This window comes from Pseudomonas sp. NS1(2017) (assembly GCF_002269425.1).
Classification (GTDB): domain Bacteria; phylum Pseudomonadota; class Gammaproteobacteria; order Pseudomonadales; family Pseudomonadaceae; genus Aquipseudomonas; species Aquipseudomonas reactans.
Genome location: NZ_CP022960.1, coordinates 4,727,086 through 4,750,995, shown reverse-complemented (window position 1 = coordinate 4,750,995; position 23,910 = coordinate 4,727,086). Strand labels below are relative to the sequence as shown.

24 protein-coding genes and 1 pseudogene are annotated in these 23,910 nt (G+C 62.2%); 8 read left to right on the top strand and 17 right to left on the bottom strand.

Annotation, left to right across the window (positions count from 1 at the left end; genetic code table 11):
* Positions 1 to 2: 2 nt before the first annotated feature.
* Genes CI807_RS22150 through CI807_RS22135 form a run of 4 tightly spaced genes read right to left on the bottom strand, consistent with a single transcriptional unit; the run spans position 3 to position 4,491 of the window.
* Positions 3 to 1,004: a LacI family DNA-binding transcriptional regulator gene (locus tag CI807_RS22150; protein ID WP_095016225.1), complete on the bottom strand. Its 1,002-nt coding sequence runs from the start codon at positions 1,002 to 1,004 to the stop codon at positions 3 to 5.
* Positions 1,005 to 1,026: 22 nt separating this feature from the next.
* The gene (locus tag CI807_RS22145) at positions 1,027 to 1,959 is read right to left on the bottom strand and encodes an ABC transporter substrate-binding protein (protein WP_095016224.1); all 933 of its coding nucleotides are present in this window, start codon (positions 1,957 to 1,959) and stop codon (positions 1,027 to 1,029) included.
* A gap of 29 nt (positions 1,960 to 1,988) precedes the next feature.
* Positions 1,989 to 2,966, bottom strand: coding sequence for a hypothetical protein (locus CI807_RS22140; protein WP_095016223.1), 978 nt, complete (start codon positions 2,964 to 2,966; stop codon positions 1,989 to 1,991).
* On the bottom strand, positions 2,959 to 4,491 hold the full coding sequence (locus CI807_RS22135; RefSeq protein ID WP_095016222.1) for a sugar ABC transporter ATP-binding protein: 1,533 nt from the start codon (positions 4,489 to 4,491) through the stop codon (positions 2,959 to 2,961). Before CI807_RS22135 ends, CI807_RS22140 begins: the two co-directional genes overlap by 8 nt.
* A gap of 283 nt (positions 4,492 to 4,774) precedes the next feature.
* Between CI807_RS22135 and CI807_RS22130 the strand changes: the two genes are divergently transcribed.
* Both CI807_RS22130 and CI807_RS22125 read left to right on the top strand, forming a co-directional pair.
* Positions 4,775 to 6,088, top strand: coding sequence for a HAMP domain-containing sensor histidine kinase (locus tag CI807_RS22130; protein WP_095016221.1), 1,314 nt, complete (start codon positions 4,775 to 4,777; stop codon positions 6,086 to 6,088).
* A gap of 43 nt (positions 6,089 to 6,131) precedes the next feature.
* Complete coding sequence (locus CI807_RS22125; protein WP_095016220.1) at positions 6,132 to 7,340, top strand: EAL domain-containing response regulator; 1,209 nt, start codon at positions 6,132 to 6,134, stop codon at positions 7,338 to 7,340.
* Here CI807_RS22125 and CI807_RS22120 read toward each other — a convergent pair.
* Positions 7,326 to 8,171 carry a LysR family transcriptional regulator gene (locus tag CI807_RS22120; RefSeq protein ID WP_095016219.1) on the bottom strand — a complete coding sequence of 282 codons (846 nt, stop codon included), beginning with the start codon at positions 8,169 to 8,171 and terminating at the stop codon, positions 7,326 to 7,328. The two genes, CI807_RS22125 and CI807_RS22120, sit on opposite strands and share 15 nt — an antisense overlap.
* A 113-nt stretch (positions 8,172 to 8,284) precedes the next feature.
* Here CI807_RS22120 and CI807_RS22115 point away from each other — a divergent pair, with 113 nt between their 5' ends.
* Positions 8,285 to 8,989 carry a haloacid dehalogenase type II gene (locus tag CI807_RS22115; protein WP_095016218.1) on the top strand — a complete coding sequence of 235 codons (705 nt, stop codon included), beginning with the start codon at positions 8,285 to 8,287 and terminating at the stop codon, positions 8,987 to 8,989.
* A gap of 3 nt (positions 8,990 to 8,992) precedes the next feature.
* Positions 8,993 to 9,781: an aldolase gene (locus tag CI807_RS22110; RefSeq protein WP_095016217.1), complete on the top strand. Its 789-nt coding sequence runs from the start codon at positions 8,993 to 8,995 to the stop codon at positions 9,779 to 9,781.
* A 30-nt stretch (positions 9,782 to 9,811) separates the two neighbouring features.
* Here the strand turns inward: CI807_RS22110 and CI807_RS22105 are convergent, their stop codons facing one another.
* Positions 9,812 to 10,612, bottom strand: a complete 801-nt coding sequence (locus CI807_RS22105; RefSeq protein ID WP_095016216.1) for an alpha/beta fold hydrolase — start codon at positions 10,610 to 10,612, stop codon at positions 9,812 to 9,814.
* 143 nt (positions 10,613 to 10,755) lie between these two features.
* Between CI807_RS22105 and CI807_RS22100 the strand changes: the two genes are divergently transcribed.
* Complete coding sequence (locus CI807_RS22100; protein ID WP_095016215.1) at positions 10,756 to 11,613, top strand: AraC family transcriptional regulator; 858 nt, start codon at positions 10,756 to 10,758, stop codon at positions 11,611 to 11,613.
* On the opposite strand, the gene CI807_RS22095 is transcribed toward CI807_RS22100, so the two are convergent.
* Positions 11,575 to 12,573 carry a succinylglutamate desuccinylase/aspartoacylase family protein gene (locus CI807_RS22095; protein ID WP_095016214.1) on the bottom strand — a complete coding sequence of 333 codons (999 nt, stop codon included), beginning with the start codon at positions 12,571 to 12,573 and terminating at the stop codon, positions 11,575 to 11,577. The genes CI807_RS22100 and CI807_RS22095 overlap by 39 nt on opposite strands.
* Positions 12,574 to 12,663: 90 nt before the next feature.
* Between CI807_RS22095 and CI807_RS31890 the strand changes: the two are divergent.
* Positions 12,664 to 13,203 (top strand): annotated as a pseudogene (locus CI807_RS31890) (TetR/AcrR family transcriptional regulator); the annotation flags it as partial.
* Here the strand turns inward: CI807_RS31890 and CI807_RS22085 are convergent.
* The 7 genes from CI807_RS22085 to CI807_RS22055 form a co-directional block, all read right to left on the bottom strand.
* Positions 13,159 to 14,157 (bottom strand): DMT family transporter, encoded by a 999-nt coding sequence (locus CI807_RS22085; protein WP_095016213.1) that lies wholly within the window; start codon positions 14,155 to 14,157, stop codon positions 13,159 to 13,161. The pseudogene CI807_RS31890 and the gene CI807_RS22085 overlap by 45 nt on opposite strands.
* Complete coding sequence (locus CI807_RS22080; RefSeq protein WP_028616125.1) at positions 14,154 to 14,852, bottom strand: ABC transporter permease; 699 nt, start codon at positions 14,850 to 14,852, stop codon at positions 14,154 to 14,156. Before CI807_RS22080 ends, CI807_RS22085 begins: the two co-directional genes overlap by 4 nt.
* Positions 14,853 to 14,859: 7 nt before the next feature.
* Positions 14,860 to 15,564: an ABC transporter permease gene (locus tag CI807_RS22075; protein WP_095016212.1), complete on the bottom strand. Its 705-nt coding sequence runs from the start codon at positions 15,562 to 15,564 to the stop codon at positions 14,860 to 14,862.
* Entirely contained in the window at positions 15,564 to 16,418 is an 855-nt protein-coding gene (locus tag CI807_RS22070; protein ID WP_177409595.1) for a transporter substrate-binding domain-containing protein, read from the bottom strand. Before CI807_RS22070 ends, CI807_RS22075 begins: the two co-directional genes overlap by 1 nt.
* A 25-nt stretch (positions 16,419 to 16,443) precedes the next feature.
* Entirely contained in the window at positions 16,444 to 18,438 is a 1,995-nt protein-coding gene (locus tag CI807_RS32025) for an aminotransferase class I/II-fold pyridoxal phosphate-dependent enzyme (protein ID WP_095016210.1), read from the bottom strand.
* 158 nt (positions 18,439 to 18,596) lie between these two features.
* Complete coding sequence (locus CI807_RS22060; RefSeq protein ID WP_095016209.1) at positions 18,597 to 19,346, bottom strand: CDP-diacylglycerol diphosphatase; 750 nt, start codon at positions 19,344 to 19,346, stop codon at positions 18,597 to 18,599.
* A 59-nt stretch (positions 19,347 to 19,405) separates the two neighbouring features.
* Positions 19,406 to 20,389 carry an aldo/keto reductase gene (locus CI807_RS22055; RefSeq protein ID WP_095016208.1) on the bottom strand — a complete coding sequence of 328 codons (984 nt, stop codon included), beginning with the start codon at positions 20,387 to 20,389 and terminating at the stop codon, positions 19,406 to 19,408.
* Positions 20,390 to 20,502: 113 nt separating this feature from the next.
* Here CI807_RS22055 and CI807_RS22050 point away from each other — a divergent pair, with 113 nt between their 5' ends.
* Both CI807_RS22050 and CI807_RS22045 read left to right on the top strand, forming a co-directional pair.
* Complete coding sequence (locus CI807_RS22050) at positions 20,503 to 21,429, top strand: LysR family transcriptional regulator (RefSeq protein WP_095016207.1); 927 nt, start codon at positions 20,503 to 20,505, stop codon at positions 21,427 to 21,429.
* 57 nt (positions 21,430 to 21,486) lie between these two features.
* Entirely contained in the window at positions 21,487 to 22,839 is a 1,353-nt protein-coding gene (locus CI807_RS22045; protein ID WP_095016206.1) for a sodium:proton antiporter, read from the top strand.
* On the opposite strand, the gene CI807_RS31875 is transcribed toward CI807_RS22045, so the two are convergent.
* From CI807_RS31875 to CI807_RS22040, 3 genes are all read right to left on the bottom strand, one after another.
* Complete coding sequence (locus tag CI807_RS31875) at positions 22,830 to 22,964, bottom strand: hypothetical protein (RefSeq protein WP_256578575.1); 135 nt, start codon at positions 22,962 to 22,964, stop codon at positions 22,830 to 22,832. The two genes, CI807_RS22045 and CI807_RS31875, sit on opposite strands and share 10 nt — an antisense overlap.
* A gap of 11 nt (positions 22,965 to 22,975) precedes the next feature.
* The gene (locus tag CI807_RS31490; RefSeq protein WP_177409594.1) at positions 22,976 to 23,137 is read right to left on the bottom strand and encodes a hypothetical protein; all 162 of its coding nucleotides are present in this window, start codon (positions 23,135 to 23,137) and stop codon (positions 22,976 to 22,978) included.
* 70 nt (positions 23,138 to 23,207) lie between these two features.
* Positions 23,208 to 23,753: a hypothetical protein gene (locus CI807_RS22040; RefSeq protein ID WP_095016205.1), complete on the bottom strand. Its 546-nt coding sequence runs from the start codon at positions 23,751 to 23,753 to the stop codon at positions 23,208 to 23,210.
* Between the last annotated feature and the right edge of the window lie 157 nt (positions 23,754 to 23,910).

The following is a 23,910-nucleotide window of genomic DNA, read 5'->3' as shown; positions in this document are numbered from 1 at the left end:
GGTCATTCCACTCCATTACAGCCACATGAATGACGCCATTGCAGGGTCGGCGCCAGGCGCACGCTCTGGGTCGGTGCGCCGGGTGAAGCCATGCGTTGCAACAACAGGTTCACTGCCTGGGCGCCGAGTGCCTGCACCGGCTGCGCGATCAGTGTCAGGCGCGGCACGAAAAAATCCGCCCAGTCGAAATCATCAAACCCCACCAGCGCCATCTGCGCCGGTACGTCGATCTGCGCGTTACGCAGGGCCTGCATGGCGCCCAGGGTCATCAGGTTGTTGCCGGCCATGATTGCCGTGGGCGGTACCGCCAAACCCAGCAACTGCACCGTGGCCTGGCGCGCCGGCTCAGTGTTGGAGCCGCCATTGACCAGCAGATCCGGGTCAAACACCACCCCCGCTCCCTGCAATGCGGCGCGGTAACCGGCAACACGCTCATCGGTGGTGCTGAAACCTTCACGCCCGGCGATAAAGCCGATCCGGCGATGGCCATGGGCGATAAGGTGTTCAACCAGCGCCTGGGTAGGCAGGGCATTCTCCACCCCAACCTGGTCGAAGTCTTCACTCATCATGCGGTCCACCAGCACCGCTGGAATCTCGTTGGCGCGCAGATAATCCAGGGCCTTTGAGCCGTTCGAAGGCGCCAGCACAATCCCATCGACCCGCCGATGATGCAGCGCCGTGACCACCCGCAGTTCCTGCTCCGGATCATCATGGGTGTCGACAAACAGCATCATGTAGCCGTGCTCGGCGCACGCGGTTTCAATCGCGTGCACCGTCTCACTGAAATAGTGGTTGGACAACGCCGAGATCGCCACGCCAATCGTGTTGGTGCTCGACCGGGCCAGCGAGCGCGCCAGGGTGTTGGGGATGTAGCCCAACGCCTGGATCGCCTGCTGCACCGCCAGCACGGTGGCCGGACTGACCTTGCGGGTGCCGTTCAACACGTGGGACACCGTCGACGTCGACACCCCCGCCCTGCTTGCCACGTCATCCATGGTGACCACGACGCTGTTCCTTCTCAGTGGATCAATGTTTGCTCGACCAACCGCTGTACGTAGCGACGTTGTCACGGGTGATCAGTTTGGGCGTGAGCAGGGTAACCGCTTCGGCCGGGGCTTTGTCATTGAGAATGTCATTGCCCACGTTCACCGCGGTCTGCGCCATGGCCCACGGGTCCTGGCTGGACGACGCATGGATCTGCGAGTCGGTCTTCAGTGCGTTCTCGATATCCGGCGCGCCGTCCACCGAGGTAATGACGATGCCGCCGCGCTTAAGCTGCTTGGCCGCCAGGTCGCTGCCGATGGCTTGTGGGTCGTTGATCGCGAACAGGCCGTCGATTTTTGGAAAGCGCGTGAGGTAACCCTGCATCACGTTCAGGCCACCTTCGCGGGAGCCTTTGCCGTCCTGGTCGTCGGACAGCACCTTGATATCCGGCGCAGCGGCCAGCGCGGCCTTGCAGCCTTTGACGCGGTCAGTCACGGCGGTGACTTGCGGGCCGTTCTGGATGATCACGTTGCCTTTGCCGGAGAGTTTGTCCACCAGGTACTGGCAGGCCAGCTTGCCGGCTTCGACGTTGTCGGTCTGCACGGTGGCGTTGACGCCCTTGGCGTCCACATCCACGGCGACGACAACAATGCCGGCGTCGCGGGCCTTCTTGATGGCCGAGGCCATGGCAGAGGGGTCGACGGCGTTGATCAGGATCAGGTCGACCTTGGATGAAATGAAATTGTCGATCTGTGAAAACTGCTTGCTCAAGTCGTAGTCAGCCGACACCGAGGTCACCTTGACGTTGGGGTTCAGCTCCTTGGCCCGCGCCGTGGCGCCATCGGCCAGCGTCACGAAATACGGGTTGCCCAGCGAGCCCATGCTGATGCCCAGGGCCTTCAACTCACGGGCTTCGACGGCTTGGGACATCAGGGCAGCCAAGGCAACGACGGGAAAGATACGTTTAAGGTTCATGCGGTTCTCTCTTGTGATTGTTGTAGGAATCAGGTCCGCGCACCGGACTGGCGATAACGATCCAGCGCCACCGCGCCAATGATCACGATGCCCTTGATGATGTATTGCCAGATATCCGACACACCCAGCAGCACCAGGCCGTTGGTGAGCACGGCGATGATCAGCGCACCGATCAACGTGCCGCCGATGGTGCCGACGCCGCCGGTAAAACTGGTGCCACCGAGAATGACTGCCGCAATCGCGTCCAACTCATAGGATTGCCCGAGTTGCAGGCCATTGGCGGCGAATAATCGCGAAGCGCTCATCACGGCACCCAGCCCGGCCAACGCGCCGGACATCGCGTAGACGAACAGCAGCACTTTCCACACCTTGATCCCCGACAAGCGCGCCGCTTCCGGGTTGCCGCCCACCGAGTAGATCTGCACGCCCATCACCGTGCGGCGCAGGATGAACCACGACAACGCAACCACGGCCACGGCAATGATCACCAGCCACGGCACACCGAGGACCGAGTCATTGCCGATAAAGGCAAACGGCAGGTCCGGGTTGAACACCGTCTTGTCATCCGCCAGCAAACGCGCCAGCCCGCGCATGGCCGTCAACGCGCCGAGGGTGACGATAAACGGCGGCAGGCGCATAAACGCGATCAACCCACCATTGACCAACCCCAGCAGCAGGCCAAAGCCGATACCGGCAGCAATCCCGAACATGCCGAACTGCGGCGACATCGACGCCTGCAACGCGACCACGGCCGAGGCGGCCAGGATCGCGCCTACCGACAGGTCGATGCCAGCGGTGAGGATCACGAAGGTCATGCCCGCCGCCAGCACCACATTCACCGACGCCTGCTGGGTGATGATCGACAGGTTCTGCACCGTCAGGAAGTTTTCGCTCGCCAGGGCAAACCCCACCAGCAGCAGGATCAGCACCGGCAACATGCCGACCGTGCGCATCAACTCGCGTGCGCGTTCAGCTTTACCTGTTGTTGCGATAGTCAACTCAGCCATGGGCAACCACCTGATCGCCACCAGTGGCGAGGTCAATAATGCGTTCCTGGGAAATAGCCTGGCCGGAGGCGCCGCCGACTTCAGCGACGAGCTGGCCTTGGCGCATGATCAGCACGCGGTCGCAGGTGCCGATGATTTCCGGCAGCTCGCTGGAGATCACCACGATGCCGACACCGGCCTGGGCCAATTGGTTGATGATGCGGTAGATCTCGGACTTGGAGCCGATGTCGACGCCGCGCGTGGGTTCGTCGAGGATCAGCACGTGGGGCTTCACCTCCAGCAGTCGCGCCAACAGCACTTTCTGCTGATTGCCGCCGGACAGCGCGCCGACATTGACCTTGCCCGACGCCACGCGAATCGACAGTGACTTGATCGCATCGTTTGAACGCTGCAAGGCATGCCCGCGATCCAGCACGCCACCGGCATGGGCATCCGGCACACAGGCGCAGACGTTGATGTTGTCCGCCACGCTCATGTCGAGGAACAGGCCCTGGGCCTTGCGGTCTTCGGTGAGGTAGACCACGCCTGCACGGATCGCGTCCGCCGGGGTACGCAGCTGGGTGACGGTCTTGCCGACCACTTCCAAGGTGCCCGAGGTGCGGGGGTCGGCCGCGAAGATCAGCCGCGCCAGCTCGGTGCGCCCTGCCCCGACCAGCCCGGCAATGCCCAGCACTTCGCCGGCATGCAGGTCGAAGCTGCAATTGCGCACGCGCTTGCCGTCGGCCATGTCGCGCACGCGCATCACCACGTTGCCGGGGTTGTAGGCGGCGTGTTCTTTCTTGTAGAAGCCTGACAGGTCGCGGCCCACCATCATTTTCACCAGCACTTCGGCCGACAACGCGTCGCGGGTCAGTTCACCGATGTATTGGCCGTCCCGCAGCACCGAAACGCGGTCCGACAGCTCGTAGATCTCGGCCATGCGGTGGCTGATATAGATGATCGCCAGGCCTTGGCTGCGCAGTTGCTTGATCAGCGCAAACAACCGGTCGGTCTCGCGGGATGACAACGGTGTGGTCGGCTCGTCCATCACCAGGATCTTGGCGTGGGCGTGCAGGGCGCGGGCGATCTCCACTAACTGGCGCTCGGCAATCGACAGGCTGCTGACCCGTGTCGCCGGGGTGAATTCGGCGCCGAGGCGTTGCAGCACCTCGATGCACCCCGCTTCCATGCCCTTGCGATCGATGGTCCAGCCACGCCGCAGTTCGCGGCCCAGGTAGATGTTCTCGGCCACGCTCAGGTTGGGGCACAGGCTCAATTCTTGATAGATAACGGCGATGCCGAGGGTTTTCGCGGTGGCGGGGTCGAAGCAGGCTACCGTTTGACCGGCAATGCGGATTTCACCGCCGGGGTCGGCTTGATAGGCGCCGGAGAGGATTTTCATCAGCGTGGACTTGCCAGCGCCGTTCTCCCCCATCAAGGCATGGATTTCGCCGGGGTAGACCTTCAGGCCGACATTCTTGAGCACGCGCAAACCGTTGAAGGTTTTGCTGATGCCCTGCATTTCAAGCAAGGGTTCAAGGCTCATGAATGAGCTCCTGGTTTTATTATTTTTGTCGTCAGTGGGCCGACTCTAATGTAGAAACATTTCTTTACGCAAGCGCTTGCCTACCGGTTTTTGTGCGTGAAGAAACGTTTCATCAAGCCAATTTATTGAATAGGCACACAAAGCATCGGTTTTACCGTTTGTCTGCTATTGTCCAAGTACCTCATCTCCTCCTCATCGCCCCCCCAAGCGATCTTCTGTGAGCATGCTCTGCGCCCTTGTCGGCTGACGACGGCGGGCCTGAACGTCACGGAACGCCCAAGCGATGGACACACCGTTACCCGAACAACCGCAATCGCGCGCCGAGAAAATCGTCGAGTTCAAACGGCAGAAAACCCTGCTCAAGACCGGCGCGCTGCAAGACGCCATCTTCAACAGCGCCTACTTCTCCAGCATCGCCACCGATGAAAAAGGCGTGATCCAGATTTTCAACGTCGGCGCCGAACGCATGCTCGGCTATGCCGCCGCCGATGTGGTCAACCGCATCACCCCCGCCGATATCTCAGACTCCGTCGAGCTGATCACCCGCGCCGCTGCCCTCAGCCTGGAACTGGACACGCCCATTACGCCGGGTTTCGAAGCCCTGGTGTTCAAGGCTTCCCGTGGCATCGAAGACATCTACGAGCTGACCTACATCCGCCAGGACGGCAGTCGCCTGTCGGCCATGGTCTCGGTGACGGCCCTGCGCAACCGGCATGACACCATCATCGGCTACCTGCTGATCGGCACCGACAACACCGCGCGCAAGCAGGAAGAAGCCGAGCGCAAAGGCTTCGAGCGTGCGTTGGAAGAAAAGAACCTGGAGCTGGAACACGCCAGCCGCATGAAGTCGGAGTTCCTCGCCACCATGTCCCACGAATTGCGCACGCCGTTGAATGCCGTGATCGGTTTTTCCGGGGCGCTCAAAGACGGGCTGGTCGGAAAAATGAGCGAAACCCAGCGCGAATACATCGGCGACATCTTCACCAGCGGGCAGCACTTGCTGTCGTTGATCAACGACATTCTCGACCTGTCCAAGGTCGAGGCCGGGATGATGGAACTGGAGTTGGACAGCGTCGAACTGGCCGGTTTATTGGCCAACAGCCTGCTGATCGTGCGGGAAAAGGCGGCGCTGCAACGCATCCAGTTGAAACTGGACATCCCCGAGGACCTGGGATGGTTGCAACTGGACCTGCGCAAGACCAAACAGATCGTCTACAACCTGCTGGCCAATGCGGTCAAGTTCAGCCACAACGGCAGCACCGTCATACTGAGGGCGCGCCAGGTGGCACGCCAGGACGTTGGGCAGGTTCCCGGCGACTGGCCGGTTTATCACTTCTGCTTGCCGGCCAGCCCTCACCCGCTATTCCTTGAGTTGAGCGTCAGCGACACGGGCATCGGCATTGCCGAGGAGGATATGGGCAAGCTGTTCCAGGCGTTCAGCCAGCTCGACAGCCGGTTGGCGCGCCAATTCGAAGGCACCGGCCTGGGGCTGGCCATGGTCAAGCGCCTGACCGAGCTGCATGGCGGCAGCGTCGCAGTCGCCAGCCGCGTGGCCTGTGGCGCGCAGTTCGTCGCCTGGCTGCCGCTGCACCGCTGATCACCCACACAAACACACGCCCACTCACATGAGCTCTCTCTCCATGGCCAGCCAACCCGCAACGCTGTTGATCGTCGATGATGAGCCCCAGGCACGCAAACTCCTGGAAACGTTGCTGCAGCACGAGGGCTACCAAACGGTGTGCGCGAGCAGCGGCGAAGAGGCACTGCAACGGGTGGCGCAACAGGCGCCCGACCTGATCCTGCTGGACATCATGATGCCGGGCATGGACGGTTACGAAGTGGCCAACCAGTTGAAAGGCAATGACGCCACCGCGGGGATTCCGATCATCATGCTGTCGGCGCTCAGTGAGCACGGCGCGCGCGTCAGTGGCCTGCAAAGCGGTGCCGAAGAGTTCATCAGCAAACCGGTGGAGCGCATCGAGCTTTCACTGCGCGTGCGCAACCTGCTGCGGCTCACCGCCCACGGCGAGCGCGCGGACAGTCTGCGACAAGCCTTGCAACCCGACGTCGACCGTCGGGACCTGGAAGCAGCACTGCGCCAGGCTGTGGAACGCGAGGAATTCATTGTTCATTACCAGCCCAAGGTCGAGCTGGCGAGCGGCAAGCTGTGTGCCTTGGAAGCCCTGCTGCGCTGGGACCGGCCGGGGCATGGCGCGGTGTCCCCGGCGGTGTTCGTACCGGTATTGGAAAGTCTGGGGCTGATCGTGGCGGTAGGACGCTGGGTGATCGAGGCCGTTTGCCAACAGATCGCGACCTGGCAACGCGGTGCCATTGGCGCTGTGGAGGTGTCGGTCAACGTTTCCGGCCATCAACTCATAGAAGGTGACCTGATTGCCGATATCGCACGTATCCTCGCGCAAACCGGCGTCGAGCCGCACTGGCTGGAAGTGGAGCTGACCGAAGGCTCGTTGATGGAGAACACCCAGCACACCATCGCCAGCTTGCAACGTTTACATGCCATGGGCGTGAAAATCTCCATCGACGATTTTGGCACCGGCTATTCAAGCCTGGCGTACCTGCGGCGTTTTCCCATCGACACGCTGAAGATCGACATCGCGTTTATCCGCGAAGTCACCAGCAACCCCCAGGACGCCGCGATCACCCGCACCATCATTGAACTGGCCCATAGCCTCAACCTGCGGGTGGTCGCCGAAGGCGTGGAAACCCAGGCGCAATTGGCGTTCCTGAAGGACGCCGGCTGCGATCAGATCCAAGGCTACCTGTTCAGCCGGCCATTGCCGGTGGCCACCCTGGAGCGGCTGCTGCTGGAGCGTTCAGAGACTCCGTGAAATCTCATCGCGCAGGCACTCGATCAATCCACGGTGAGTCGCGCTCAGGCGCTCGGCGCCGCTGACCAACGCCAGTTCCGACGGCGGCACAGGAGGAAGCTCGGTGCAGATGCGGTGGCTGGGCAGCACGGCACTTTTCGGCAGGATACTGACGCCCAAGCCCGATGTGACCGCCGCCTGGATCCCGGTGAGGCTATGGCTGCCAAACGCCACGCGCCAACTGCGCCGGGCCTTGTCCAAGGTACGAATGGCGCGCTGGCGGTATATGCAGCCTTGGGGGAACAGCGCCAGGGGCAAGGTGTCGAGTTGCATATCCTGGCCCTGGCCACACACCCACACTAAGGGCTCCGGCCAGCTGGCGTGGCACTCACCGCTGCCGGCTTCGCGCTTAACCAGGGCGATGTCGATTTCTCCGCTGTCCAGTTGCCGACGCAGGTCGGTGCTCATGCCGCTGACCGTCTCCAGTCGCGCCTCGGGGCGAGCACGTACGAAACCCGAAAGCATTGACGCCATGCGCGTCGCGTCGAAATCCTCGGGCACGCCCAGGCGCACCGGCACCACACTGGCCTCGGTATCCAAGGCATCGCGGGCTTCACGGGACAGGTTCAACAGCCGGCGCGCGTAATGGGTCAGCAGTTCGCCGTGTTCGGTGGCACTGACTTGCTGGCCCGAACGGTCGCGCACCAGTAACACCTGGCCGACGTTTTCTTCCAGCTTGCGAATCTGCTGGCTGACTGTGGACTGGGTGCGGTGCACGCGCTCGGCGGCACGGGTGAAGCTGCCCTCGTCGACCACGCAGACCAGGGTATGCAAGAGTTCCAGATCAAACATGGCGGCGGCCTACTTATCGACAATTCGACTGTGATGCAGAGGTTAATTTAATTTCCTACTAAGAGCCAGGTTTCCTATGCTGCATCGACCACCCACTTTCCTGCAGGTGCACCATGCCGCTCGAACACTCCCCTCGCCCGCTGTGGCTGACCTTTGATTGCTACGGCACGTTGATCCAATGGGACGAAGGCCTGCGTGCCGCTGTCGACCGCATCCTGGATCAAAAAGGCGAGCATCAGGTCGATAGAGAAACGTTGATCAGCGTGTACGACCATCACGAACATGCCCTGGAGCAAACTCCACCGCACCGCAGCTTCCGCACCCTCGCGGGGCTGAGCCTGCAACTCGCGCTCAAGGGGCTGGGCTTGCCCGCCAATGACCAGGATGGCGCAATCCTCACCGACAGCATCAGCGCCATGCCACCGTTTCCCGAGGTGGTGGGTACGCTCAAGCAATTGAAGGACCTGGGCTACAAACTGTGCATCGTTTCCAACACCGACGATGACGTGATCGCCGGCAATGTGGCGCAACTGGGTGGCCACATCGACCGGGTGATCACCGCCCAGCAAGCCGGTGCCTACAAGCCCAATCGACGCCTGTTCGACTACGCCCACCAACAACTGGGTGTGAGCCTCGACGAGGTGGTGCACATCTGCGCCAGCCCGCACCTTGACCATGCGGCCGCGCGGGATATCGGCTTTCGCTGCATATGGATCGACCGCGGCACCGGTCGCCAATTGCTGGCCGACTACACACCCGACGCGATCCTGCCAACCCTCGACGGCGTTCCCGAACTGTTCAAGTCCTTAGGATGGTGAACCATGGCCCATACCTTCACGCCGTCCTCCCTTGGCCCGCGCGCCGGGCGCTTGAATCTCGATAGCCTGGCCGCCGTCGAAGCCCGTGTAGAACTCGCGGCTTGCCTGCAACTGGCGGCGCTGCATGGCATGGAAGAAGGCATCTGCAATCACTTTTCGGCGACGGTGCCGGGGCATGACGATCTGTTTTTCGTCAATCCGTTCGGCTACGCCTTCGAGGAAATCACCGCCTCCCGTCTGCTGGTGTGTGATTTCCACGGCAACGTGATCGACGGCGACGGCACGCCGGAAGCCACGGCGTTTTACATCCACGCCCAGTTGCATCAACAGCAGCCGCGCATCAAGGCGGCGTTCCATACCCATATGCCGAATGCGACAGCGTTGTGCCTGTTGCAAGGCCCGCCCTTGCTGTGGCTGGGGCAGACAGCGCTGAAGTTTTACGGGCGCACGGCGGTGGATGAGGATTACAACGGCCTGGCGCTGGATAACCGTGAAGGTCAGCGTATCGCTGCGGCGTTGGGCGACGCCGACATTCTGTTTCTGAAGAATCACGGGGTGATGGTGGCCGCACCGAACATCGCCGAAGCCTGGGATGATCTGTATTACCTGGAGCGTGCGGCCGAGGTGCAGTTGAAAGCCATGGCCAGCGGGCAGCCACTCAAGCCAATTGACCCGGCGGTGGCGCAGTTGGCGTATGAGCAGATGCGTGAAGGCGACCCGGCGAGTGCGCGGGCGCATCTGGACAGTGCGATGCGGCGGTTGAAGCAGCGCGGTTCACCGTTCGATCAATAAAAATGGGGGCCTGGGCCCCCACGCTTTTGGTTACTGCGCGTTGGCCTTGGCCGCGTCGTTGATGATCGCCACCACCCGCGCCGGGTTCGACACCATCACCACGTGGGAAGCGCCCTTCACGTCCACGGTTTCCTTGGAGCCCGCACGGTCAGCCATGAATTTAAGCGCGGCCTCGGGAATATTTTTGTCCGCTGAACCGTATATGAAGTAGGACGGCACGGTTTTCCAGGCCGGGTCACCCGACGCCTCCTTCAGCGCGGCTTCGGTGATCGGGCGTTGCCCGGCCGCCATCAACTGGGCTTCCTTGGGCGCCACGTCGGCGGCGAACTGGCTGTTGAACTTGTCTTGCTGGATGTACAGGTCGGTCACGCCGTCCTTGGAGATCACGGGTTTGTCCAGGGTCGGGCCGAGGGTGCCGCCAGGGTAACGGCCGGACAGCTCAAACGCGGTCTCGCCTTTTTCCGGGGCGAATGCGGCGACGTAGACCAGCGCCTTGACCTTGTTGCTGCCGTGCACGGCGTTGGAGATCACCGAGCCGCCGTAGGAATGGCCGACCAGGATCACCGGGCCTTGGGTGTGCTCGACGATATCGGCCACATAGTCCGAGTCAGTCTTGACGCTGCGCAGCGGGTTGGCCACGGCGACCACCGGGTAGCCTTCGGCCTTGAGCCCGGCGATCACGCCGTTCCAGCTGGAGGCGTCGGCGAACGCGCCGTGCACCAGTACCACGGTGGCTTTCTGCGGGGCAGCGAAGCTGGCGGTGGCGACACCAAAGGCAAGTGCGCCGGTGATCAGGGCGGTGGCGACGCGGGAGAACTTGAAGGTTTTCATGAACGTTTGCTCCGTGGGGGGTGGGCGCTCAAGGCGTTGAACGTGAGGCCATGATGCCGAAGCGCGTTTTACAAATGGAGGCTAATAGTCGACGATATGGCGCAGATCGTCTAAACAGATCGTTAATTGAAATCAGGTGAGTCATGGATCGTTTGTCCACACTGCTGGTGCACTTCGGCATCGGTGCCGAGACCTTTCACAGTGGGCCGCTGCACGGCGCCCTCGACACCCGCGATCTGCAGCAGCGCGGCCGGGTCTACCTGCTCAAGGACGGCCAGGCCAGCCTGGAAATGCCCGACGGCACCCTGCGTGTCCCCGAGCCCAGCCTGGTGCTGGTGCCGCGCCCCCTGCCCCATCGGCTGGTGGCGGCCAAAGCCGATCGCGCCCAGGTGGTGGCGGCTTCGCTGCGCTTTGATGGGGGGATCGATAACCCGTTGTCCGTGGCGCTGACCGACACCATTGTGATGCCGCTCAAGCAGATCCCGATGATCGCCGGCACGCTGGAGTGGCTGTTCGATGAAGCCTTCGCCGAACACTGCGGACGCGAGGCGGTGATGAACCGGCTGTTCGAGTTGATGGTGATTCAGTTCCTGCGCCACATGATGGCCTATCACAGCATGACCACCGGCATGATGTCGGGCCTGGCCGACCTGCGCCTGGCGCGGGCCATGACCCTGCTGCACAACAACCCCGAACGCCCGTGGACCGTGCAGGAAATGGCAGTGGAATCGAACATGTCCCGCGCCAGTTTCGCTGCGCACTTCCATAAAGTGGTGGGCCAGACGCCGGCCGACTATGTGCTGAGCTGGCGCGTGAGCCTGGCGCAGAAACGCCTGCGTGAAGGTCGGCCCATCGCACTGATCGCCGATGAAGTCGGTTATGAAAGCCCTTCGGCGCTGGCCCGTGCGTTCCGGCGCAAGATCGGCACCAGCCCGCGGGAGTGGCTGCAGTTGCAGGCGCCGCTACGGGTCCAGCACGCCGCCGCTGTAGCTGTCGGATAAGCGTGTGCCGGTGAACTTGGCGACCACCGAGCCTTGCGCCACCAGACGCTCACGGTGGCCGGTGACCATGCGTCCGGCCTGGGCGGCGTGCAGGGTCACTTCGGAAGCCGGGTCACCGGGCCGGCCGATAATGCGCGCGAAACGCTGGCCTTCTTCCAGGTCGTCGCCCAAGCCCTTTTCGAACACCAGCACACCCGCGCAGGGTGCGAGGACGGTTTCCATACAGCCCATGTCGACCACGTCGCCTTGCCATTCGGCAATGTTGGCCACCTCGTCGATCACGCCATTGATGCACAACCAGGCCCACAGCCCATCGGCGTCCTGTTGCGCCAGGGCATCGCTAACGTCCGCCTGCCCGCGCAGTTCAATGGTTGCCGCCAGTTGCGGCGAAGCGTGGTTGATGAGGGTTTCTTCAAAGGAGCCATCGCCACCTTCATCCCAGACAATCACCAGGTCCACCTGCAAGGCCGCCGCGAGTGCCAGGCCTTGCTCGGGCCAGAAGCTGCGGTGGATGTAGAGGTAGGGCAACGCCTCGTCGTCGGTGTGCAGGTCCAGTATCAGGTCGGCATCGGCGGCCAGTTGCACCAGGCGTTTCTGCCACTGCGCCAGGTTGCTCGCAGGGCGCTCCATGGCCAGCGAACAATCGAAGGCTCGGTTGAAGTTCTGTCCGGTGGCTTCGTGGAACCGACCGAGCAAGCGACCCTGGCGAAACTGGCCGATACCAAAGGGATTGGCTTGGGGCACCACCGTGACCGTGCCCTTGAGTCGGCCCTGCTCGGCGCACGCCTGCAAGCGCGGCAGCAGTTGATGCAGCACCAGCATCCCGGCGATTTCGTCGGCGTGCACACCGGCCTGCAGGTGCACCTTCGGCCCGCTGCCGTCGCCGTCGAAACGCCAGGCGCCGATGTGCAGCACATTGCCGGAATCGCCCGTCACCTGCCACGAAAGGTCTTTTGCCATGCCTTGCCCTCCTCTGATCAATTAATCGGTAGAGATTGAACACATGTTCAACTAACCTGAGCGCTGTGCTGTTCCATCCAAGGCCTGCCCATGACCCCCGAGCTGCCCAAACTGCGCCGCGCCGACCCCGATGAACGCCGGGACCTGCTGATTGCCGCCACCCTCACCTGCCTGGCGCGCGATGGGCATGCGGGGATTTCCGTGCGCCGTATCGCTTCCGAGGCCGGGGTGTCGGTGGGGTTGCTCAACCACCATTTCGGCAGCATCGATGCACTGATCGCCGAGACTTACCACAAGCTGGCCAACGAGCTGACCAGTGCCCTCTGGGCGCACGTGGAACAGGCCGAAGGCCCTGCCGCGCGCCTGGATGCATTCCTCAGCGCTTCATTTTCGCCCCGGGTCATGGACCCCGATCTGCTGGGCGTGTGGGTGGTGTTCTGGAGCCTGATCCGCCATTCGCCCCATGTGAACCAGTCCCACGAAAACAGCTACCACGCCTACCTGGCATTGATCCAACAACTGCTGGACGATCTGGCCCGCAGTGAAAACCTGGTGATCCACGACAGCCACCTGGCCGCCATCGGCTTATCGGCGATGCTCGACGGACTCTGGCTCGAGGGGTGCCTCAACCCCGGCACCTTCAGCCCCGCCAACGGCCTGCACATCTGCCGCTGCTGGGTACAGGGGTTGCGTCACGGCGCATTCGGCGCCGACCACGTCCTGTGACACCGGATGCCGTGCGCTGAGCATGGCCAGGGTGCCGCTGATGGCGATCAACACGGCTCCGATGATCAGCGAGCCATCCATCAACGTGCCCCACACCAGGCTCGACAGGAAGAACGCCCAGATCAGCCCGGTGTACTCGAATGGCGCGAGTAACGTCGCCGTAGCGCGACGGAAACTGGCAAACAGCAGGAATTGGCCGATGCCGCCGACCAAACCTGCCGCTAGCATGCCCAGCCAGGCTGGCGTGGGCGCCGGTGTGTGAGTCCAGGGCAAGGTCACGCCCATGCACAGCACAAACACGACGTTGGTGATCAGCATTTGCTCCAGCACCGAGCTGCTCGGGTCGACCTGGCGCAACTGGATATAGGTAAACGCCCAGCACAGCGCCGCGCCCAAGGTCAGGGCGATGGGCCACGGGTCGAGCATATGCGTGGGACGGCACGCAATGACCACCCCGACAAACCCGATGATCAACGCGATCCACTGTCCCCGGCTGGCGCGCTCCTTGAGAATCAGCGCGGCCAACAGCGTGACCATGATCGGCGCAGAGAAATACAGCGTGGTCATTTCCGCCAGGCTCAGGTCCTTGGCCGCTGTGTAATACAGCAACCACGCGAGCAACGACAACAGCCCGCGAATGATCAGCAAGCGCCGGCTGACCGACGTCCAGGCACTGCGCACCAGGCCCATGCGCCCAGCGATCAAGCACGCGACCACTACCACCAGGCTGCGCCAGAACAGAATGGTGAACACCGAGTAATCGGCCACCAGCCACTTGACCACCGCGTCCTGCAACGCCAGGAACAAATACGCCAGCGAGCACAGGGCAATCCCTTGCAACGAGCGGTCCTGTTTCATCCGGCCGACCTGCGCAGCGGCGTACCGCGCCGTTCGGCGATGGCGTAGACACCTTCGATGAGAAAGGTCAGGCACAGGTAGACCGCCGCCACCAGCAGCAGCGGCTGGTAGATCTGCAAGGTCTGCGCGCGGACCACGTTGGCCGCGCCCAACAGGTCGACCACGGCAATGGTCGAGGCCAGCGCGGTGGATTTGAGCAACATCACCGTCTCCCCCGCCAGCGTTGGCAACAGCAGGCGCATTGCCCGTGGCAAACGCACGCGCAACAAGGCCTGGCGGGGTGTCATGCCGAATGCCGAGGCGGCTTCCATTTCGCCCTTGGGCACCGCCAGCAGGCCACCGCGAATCACTTCGCCGACGTAGGCACCCACCGACAACACCAGGGCAAACACGATGTACCAGTAACCGTCACGCAGGTACGGCCACAGAAAGCTGCCGCGAATCATCGGAAACTGGGCGAACAGACTGCCCAGCCCGTAGTAGAAAATGTAGATCTGAATCAGCAGCGGCGTGCCGCGCAACACGCTGGTGTAGGCCAGCGCACCACGGGCCAGCCATTTGCGCCGCGACAAGCGCGCCAGCGCTACCAGCACCGCCAGCGCGAAACCCAACACCGCCGAGATCACCAGCAGCGACAAGGTGGTCTGCAAGCCTTTGGCGATCAGGCCGGCGTAGTAACTTATCCATTCAGGCATGGCTCGCTCACTCGACAACCGGCATCCAGCGACGGATACGTCGCTCCAGGCGCCCGGACAGGTAGTTGGAAGCCAGCGTCACCAGATAATACAAGGCGGCGGCCGTGAGGTAGAACAGCAAATACTGACGGGTCGAGCCCGCCGCCTGCTTGGCGGTGTACAGCAACTCGTTGGTGCCGACCACGCTGATCAAGGCGCTGTCCTTGATCAGGTTGATCCACAGGTTGGACATACCGGCCAGGGCAAACGGCGCCATGATCGGCAAGGTCACGCGGCGGAACAGGCCAAACCCGCTCAAGCCAAACGCCCGAGCCGCTTCGATCTGGCCGTGGGGAATCGCCAGGATCGCCGCGCGGAAGATCTCCGAAGCGTACGCTCCCTGCACCAGGCCCAGCACCAGGATCGCCACCAGCGGGCCGCTGATGTTCATCTGCTCGAAGCCCAGCCACAGCATGAGCGCATTGAGGCCCATGGAACCGGCGTAATACAGCAGCAGGATCAGCAGCAGTTCCGGCACCGCACGAAACACCGTGGTGTAGCCGCGCATCAGCAGCGCAATCGGGCGTGGCGCACTGAGCTTGGCGCAGGCCACCACCAGGCCGATCAACAAACCCACCGCAAACGAGCCGGCGGAGATTTGCAGGGTCATCCATAACCCTTTGAGCAGCGCATTGCCCCACCCTTGTTCGCCGAAGCTTAGGAGGTCGAGCATTATTCGGTCTTCTGGGCGACGTGTTGATACGGGCTGTCACAGGTTTTGCTGACAAACGCCGGGGTGTCACCGCGCTTGCACGGGCTGACCGACAGGCCAAAATAGTGCTGCGACAGGTCGTCGTAGTCCTTGCTCACCAGCAATTCACCGATGGCTTTATCCAGCCGGGCCTTGAGCGCCGTGTCTTCCTTGCGCAGGCCGGCGCCGACGCCACGGCCGATGATCGGGTCGTAAGGGACGCTGGCGATATGCGCCAGGCCGCTGGCTTCCGGGGTCTTGACCATCATCGCGATGGCGGTGTCGTCGGCCATCATGTAGTCGATACGCCCGGCGATCAGGTCGGCGTTGGCCGATTCCTGGGTGTCGTAGTACTTCAGGGCCGCGATGTTTTCGTAGTACTTCTTCAGGTAGTTGGCGCTGACCGTGGAGATCTGCACGCCGATCAACTTGCCCTTGAGGCCCGCCGGGGAGATCTCGACTTCGCTGCCCTTCGGTCCCGCGACGCCCAGCAGTGAATCGTAGTAGGCGCGGCTGAAGGCGATCTGTTTCTCGCGCTCATCGGTTACCGACATCGACGAGAAAATCACGTCGATCTTCTTCGCCAGCAACGAAGGAATAATGCCGTCCCACGCCACCTCCTTGATCTGGCACTCGGCTTTCATGCCTTCGCAGAGCTTGTGGATCAGGTCCACTTCAAAGCCGGACCATTGGCCGTTGCCGCCTTTAATGGTGAAGGGCGGATAGGGTTCCGCAGCGACCGCAAACACGATGGGTTTTTCCGCCGCCTGGGTGAAACCTGCAGCCAACATCAACACAGCACTGCTCAACCACGTTGCCATACGCTTGGATTTCATGATTTTGCCCCGTCTTTTTATGGAGTTAGCGAGTTTGATGCGCGTTGACGAACTGTCGGCAACGTTCACTGCGTGGGTCGATAAACACCGCATCCGGCGAGCCGGTTTCTTCGATCATGCCTTGGTGCAGGAACGCCACTTTCGACGACACATCCCGGGCGAAGGCCATTTCATGGGTGACCAGGATCATGGTGCGGCCCTCTTCCGCCAGGGAGCGGATCACCCGCAGCACTTCACCCACCAGTTCCGGGTCGAGGGCCGAGGTGGGTTCGTCGAACAGCATGACTTTGGGACGCATGGCCAACGCACGGGCAATCGCCACCCGTTGCTGTTGGCCGCCGGACAGGAACGCCGGGTATTCGTTGCGCTTGGCGGCCAGGCCGACGCGGTCGAGCAAGGCTTCCGCGCGTTCGATAGCCTCGGCGCGGCTTTCGCGCAGGACCTGGGTGGGGGCTTCGATGAGGTTTTCCAGAACTGTGCGGTGTGGCCACAGGTTGAAGTTCTGGAACACCATGCCCAGGGTCGAGCGGATGCGTACCAGTTGTTTGGCATCCGCCACCAGGGGCGCGCCGGGCCGGCCGTAGTTGAGCTTGATGCTTTCGCCGTCTACATGGATGCTGCCCTGGTCCGGCACTTCGAGCATGTTGATGCAGCGCAGCAAGGTGCTTTTGCCCGAGCCGCTGGCGCCGATCAGCGAGATCACATCGCCTTCGTGGGCCGTGAGGGAAATACCCTTGAGCACTTCGATATTGCCGAAGCGCTTGTGCAGGTCGATGACCTCGATCATCTTTTTGGCTGCGGCTGGCTGCACCACTTCGATCCTGGGCGTCGCCGCACTACGCGGTTCACCGGCCAGCTTGGCGACAAACCGCACGATGCGTTGGCAGGCTTCGCTCAGGCGCTCTTCACCCAGGGTGAACGACAAGCGCACGAACCCTTGGGCCGGCTCGCCAAAGGCGGCGGCGTCGAGCACCGAAACCCCGGCTTCCCGAAACAGGCGCCAGGCAAAGTCGAGGGAGCCCAGGCCGGTGCCGCGCACATCCACCAGCACAAACATCCCGGCTTGCGGCGCCTGCACCGTGATGCCAGGGCATGCACTGAGCCCCGCTACCACCAGGTCGCGTCGGCGCCGATAGATCTCGCGCATGCCCTGGGTCACCGCGTCATGGGCCAGCACAGCGGCAGTCGCGGCTTCCATCACGAAGCCCGGCAGCCCGTAGAGCATGCTGAGCACCAGGGTCTCGGCGTGGGCGACCATCTGCGGCGTGGCGATGATCCAGCCGATGCGCCAGCCGGTCATGGCATGGGACTTGGACAGGCTCCCAATCACCACGCAACGCTCGGCCATGCCCGGCAACGCCGCGAGGCTGTGGTACTCACCGTCGAACACCAGGCTTTCATAGACCTCATCGACCACCACCCACAGGTCGTGGGCAATCGCCAGGTCAGCAATGGCTTGCAGCTCGTGCGGGTTGAGCACCACGCCGGTCGGGTTGTTCGGGTTGGAGAAGAAAATTGCCCGCGTACGCGGTGTGATGGCTGCGCCGAGCAACTGGGCATCGAGGCGAAAGCCGGACTCCGGCGAACAGGGCACACGGACCAGTGTCGCGCCGCTGGCCTTGAGCGTGGCCTCGTAGGTGACGTACATCGGGTCGAGCACCAGCACTTCATCGCCGGCCTGCAGCAGGCACAGGGAGGTCACGAACAAGGCGTTCTGCGCACCCGCCACAGTGATCACGTTTTCGGCATTCAGTGGACGGCCCAGGGTTTGGCTGTAGCGTGCCGCAATGGCCTCGCGCAACGCCGGGCGACCGGGGATTTCGGTGTAGTGGGTGTCACCTTCGCGCAAGGCACTTATGGCCGTGTCGGTAATGAAGGAAGGCGTGGCAAAGTCTGGATCGCCAACGCTGAGGATGATGATGTCTTCGCCCTGGCTGGCCGCCTGGAACGCGGCGTGGTGGATGTCCCAGGCGGCTACGCCCTGCCCTGCAATTCGTTCGACGAAGGGGGAAAACCGCATGCCAGAGCCTCTCGTTCAAGAAGAAACAGCGCGAACCCGTTACGTGACAAACGGGTGGATGCGGTCAACATAGTTCAAACTGAACAGTCGTTCAATGGGTAAGTTTGCGGCCGTGTCGTTTATGCTCCAAAGAGGTCGTTGTGGTGATTTTCGTCGGTTTACAGTTGGCTCATCAGGCCGCAGCGATAGTCTTGCAGTTCGCCGGCTGAGCCAAGGTTCAGCTCGCTCAACGTGACATGGGTGCTCAGCAACACGAAATTGCCATCGGCACGCGCTGCCATCAACAGGCTGTACTGGCTCATCGAGTCGCCCTGGGCGTCTACGTAATCACGCAACACCGCCAGCGGGTCACGCAGCTCGGCCTCGGCTGCCGACAGCAGCCGGGCACTGTAGGTGTGTCCCATCAGTTGCACCGGCAGCGTCCGCCATTGCGCATCCAGCACTTGCTGATTGAGGGCGATGTAGACGTCCGGGCGCAGGCAGGCGATATGCACGTGCAACTGGTTCTGGGAGCGACCATAGCGAGAGTTGATCGCCACCGAGACGAACTGATCGTCAATCGGTTTTTTCAAGCCGTCAGACAACACCCGGCGATGTTGCCAGGCCTGGGTGAAGTAATGCGGCAGCAGCTCGCGGCCGAGAGCCGGGTCTTCAATACCGGTGACCTTGTCCGCCGGCATCAGCAGGTTGTGCAGCGGGCCGTTGCGGTCTTTGTACAGGACGTACCCCCGGTCCAGGTCCACCGCCAGGCAAGGGTCGGGCTTGAGCTGCTGTAGCTGGTGGGGCACGCATTGCTGGCTGACGGTCTGCCACAAGGCATCCGGGTTGCCCCGCCACTTCCAGGCCCCCACGAGCACTAACCCACAGAGCAAACCACCAGTGATCGTGAATACGGAACCGCGTTTCATGCAAAACCTCGACGTACAGGGATGTTGTGTGTGTTGCTGGCGACATCCCTGTCGCAGGGTTAACGCTTGGGCGGGGCCATAAATTCCGGGCCGATCGGATCTTTTATCGTGTTGGCCAGGATACGGTCGATATGCGTCAGGTCTTCAGGCGTCAGGTGCCAGCCGAAGGCTTCTTCGTAGCCCTTCAACTGCTCCGCCCGCCGGGCCCCCCACAGGGCGATGGTCGGGCCTTGATCAAGCACCCAGCGCAGGGCCAAGGCCAGCACCGATTTGCCGTGGCACTCGCGGGCATACATATCCAGTGCCGCTACGGCGGCCAGGTAGTGTTCAAAACGCGGCGCCTTGAACTTGGGGTCAAGCGTGCGCACATCATCGCCGGCAAAGCGCGTGGCTGAATGCATGCTGCCGCTGAGCAACCCTCGACACAGTGGACCGTAGGCCAACACCACCAGCGAATGCTGTTTGGCATAGGGCAGGATGTCGCTGTCGATGGCCCGTTCGAACAGGTTATAGGGCGGCTGCACCGTGGCCAGCGCAGTGTGCTGGCTGAAATCGTCCATCTGCGCGGAAGAATAGTTACTCACGCCGACCGCGAGGATCTTGCCTTCCCGGCGCAGGCGTTCCAGTTCATCGGCGGTTTCTTCCTGGGCCACCAGCGGGTCGGGCCAGTGGATCTGGTAAAGGTCGATATAGTCGGTTTGCAGGCGTACCAGGGAGTCCTCGACTTCTTTGCGGATGCGCTGGGCCGTGACGTTGCGCCGGGGGGTGCCGGTGTCCCATTGCAGCCCGGCCTTGGTCGCGATCACCGCGCTGTGGCGCACGCCACGCAGGGCTTTGCCGATCAGCTCTTCGGACAGGCCAAAGCCGTACACGGGCGCGGTGTCGATCAGGTTGATACCGATGGCCAGGGCATGGCGCAGGGTGCGGATGGCTTGTTCATTGTCCGCCCCACCCCATAGGTGCCCGCCCATGGACCAGGTGCCGAGGGCAATCCGCGAGACCGCTTGGTCGATGCCGGCAATTCTGATGGTCTCAACGTGCATAAAAAAATCCCGTGGCGCGCAATAATGCTTAGAAAAACAATTACTCTAAGTCATCTACGGTTGAATCGGGCTCAACGCCGCATGCAGCCGAATTCCTGCTCAAGAGACTTGAAATGGCTGCTTTCAACCGTTCCGAATTGGCTGATCTCAACGTGTTCATGGCGATCATCCGCCGCCGCAGCTTCCGCCACGCCGCCCATGAACTGGGCGTGACCACCTCGGCGTTGAGCCACACCATGCGCAACCTGGAAACCCGCTTGGGCGTGAAGCTGCTCTACCGCACCAGCCGCGCGGTGGAACCCACCGATGCCGGCACGTTACTGGCGGAAAAACTCATCCAGGGGTTTGCCACCATCAAGGACGGCCTCGACACCCTGGAGCTGTACCGCGAGGCACCGATCGGCCGCCTGCGCCTGAATGTGCCACGGGACGCGGCGGTCTTGCTGTTGGCGCCGATTCTTGGGGATTTTTGCGCCGCCTACCCGCAACTGCGCCTGGACCTGATCGTGCAGGACCAGATGATCGATATCATCGCCGAGGGTTACGACGCGGGCATCCGTTACGGCGCCACGGTGCCCCAGGACATGGTCGCCGTACCGCTGACCGGCGAGCTGCGCTGGATCATGGTTGCCTCCCCCGCCTATCTTGCTCGATGCGGAACGCCGCAGGTGCCCAAAGACCTGCTGCAACACAGTTGCATCCGCATGTACCTGGGGGACAAGACCACCTATAAATGGGAGTTGGGCAACGGCGCACGGCAACAACGCATCGACGTGCCCGGCCACTTCAGCGCGGCCGACACTGAAACAATCGTCAATGCCGCGCTGCAAGGGGTGGGGATTGCCTACTGCCTGTCCAACCGCGTGGAGCTGGAACTCAAGGAGGGGCGCCTGCTGGAAGTCATGCCCGACTGGGCCTGCATGGGCGAGCCGTTGTGCATGTATTACCCCAGCCGGCGCCAGTCACAGCCGGGGTTGCGACAGTTGATGGATATGATTCGCCTGAAGACCATCGGTTCGCAATTGATCCAATCACATTGAACCGGTGACGCGCCGCAGTCCTCCAAGCTGAACAGACCACGGCCCGGTACACGTTCGATGACTTTTATTTTGTGGATGGCCGTACTGGGCGCCGTGTTGCTCACGCTCGCCCTCACCTCTTCCTATCTGCGCTGGATGCCGGTCACGACCTCGGCGGTGTGCCTGCTGCTGGGCGTGGGAATTGGCCCCCTTGGCGTAGACCTGCTGCACCTGGACATCCAGCACTCCGCACGCTGGATGGAGCACCTCACGGAAGTCGCAGTGCTGTTTTCGCTGTTTGTCAGCGGCTTGAAACTGCGCCTGCCGCTCAAGCACCGTACCTGGCGCATCGCGTTTGGCATGGCCGGGCCGGTGATGCTGCTGACCATCCTGGGGATCAGCCTCGCGCTGCATTACCTGTTTACGCTGTCGTGGGGCGTGTCGCTGCTGGTGGGCGCGATACTGGCGCCAACGGATCCGGTGCTGGCAGGCCTGGTGCAGGTCAATAACGCTCAGGACTACGACCCGCTGCGCTTCGGATTGTCCGGCGAAGCGGGCTTGAACGATGGCACCGCCTTTCCCTTTGTGATTTTTGCCCTGATGTTCATGCAGCACGGCGGGTTTGACGGCGATTGGCTGGGCGGTTGGGTGTTGAAGAACTTGTTGTGGGCGGTGCCCGCCGGGTTGTTGATCGGCTACTGGATGGGCCGGGGCATCGGCCGCGCGACGTTGTGGCTGCGCATCACCAACAGTGACAGCACGCTCTCGCCCAATGACTACCTGACCCTCGCTCTGATTGCGCTGGCCTATGTGGTCGCCGAGGCAGTGGGCGGTTATGGCTTTCTGTCCGTGTTTGCGGCCGGGCTTGGTTTGCGCCAGGCGGAATTCCGCTCCACCGGAAACTCAAAAACGCCTTCGGAGCATCTGGCGTTGCCGGTGGTGGGCCATTTGGAAGTCGAGCCGGACCGCGCGTTGCAAGGGGATGTGAGCGAACTGAAAGACACCCAGATCGCCGCCGGCGTCATGATGGGCGACATGCTGTCATTCGGCAGCCTGGTGGAGCGCTCGATGGAGGTGTTCCTGGTGACGGTACTGGGGATCGTGCTGATAAGCCACTGGGATTGGCGCGCATTGCCGATGGCGGCGCTGTTGTTTTGCGTGATTCGGCCGATCAGTGTGCTCGCGATGCCGTGGGGTCGCCTGATTGATCGTCAGCAGCGCAGCCTGATGGGATGGTTCGGCATTCGCGGGATCGGCAGCATTTACTACCTGTTTTACGCGCTCAATCACGGACTGATTGGCACCAGCAGCGCCGTGGCGGTGAACCTGACCTTGTCGGTGATCGCCCTGAGCATCGTCGTTCATGGCCTGAGTACCCAGCCTATGCTGGTGTGGTATGAACGACGTGCCCGGGTGAATACTCAGTCTTGACGCTCGGTGTTACCCACATCCGCCGCTTCATCCAGATCGTTGAGCGGCACTTCTGCATCGTCCATCAATGAACCGGGGTCTTCATTACCGGGGTCGTTGAGTTCATCGTCGAGTTCTTTGGACATGACCGTCTCCTCTAACCGCCTTGGGTGTCGATATCGGCATCGGTTTCAGGCTTGGGCTCAGGCTTGGGCTTGAAGTCTGGACTGTAGTCGTTTTCCTTGGCCTTGGGATCTTTTGCTGGCACCTGGTCTTTGGGCGCATCGGCACCGGTGGCGGGTTGCTTGTCTGTGCTCATGGCTTACCTCTCGGAAAATGTCGCCTGGGTAGAGTTAAGGTCATGCCCGGGGTGATGAAGTTCCATCGGCTTACGACCCTGGATTGTCGATCTGGATGTAGAACGAATAAGTGGCGAGCAATACCCAGAACACCATGAACAGCCACGGCGCGCGCATGGAGAACAGCAGCGACTTGCGGTAGCCCTTGTGCGACGACTCCATCTCGGAAAACAGCGGCGATTCGTCGTATGCCATGCCCATCACCGGCTCGCTGCGCAACAGCTCGCTTTGCTTGAAGTGCCAGTGATCGATGATGTCATACGCCGCGCGGATCCCTGGCCAGGCGTTGAGGGAACTGAGGATGCCCAGCGCCGCGAGGAAGATCGGCACCACCACGGTGAACAACTTGCCCCACTCGGGGTTGAGGTTGCCCATGCCCGAAACAAAGGCGATCACCAGGAACGACTGCGCGGTGAGGTAGGCGTCAGTGCGGTTGGCGAGGATGGTGGTTTCGTACTGGATTTCGCGCCGGTAAAAGTCGAGGCGGTCCTTGGGCGAGCCGAAGATCTTGGCGTTGTGCTCGCTGTGATCGGGCAGGCTCGATTCCGGGGTGTGCGGTGAGATGATTCTGGGCACGGCGGTGCTCCATGCAGGTTCGTGTCCCGTTAGAAGAATCGGGGGCGGACGAAGTTCAAGTTTGTTCATGCACCAAATCGGAGCACGGGTAGCCCCATGAATGGGAGCACTGGCCTGTTTGAATGGGCCCCTGCCCCACAAATGGAGGGTTTGCGGT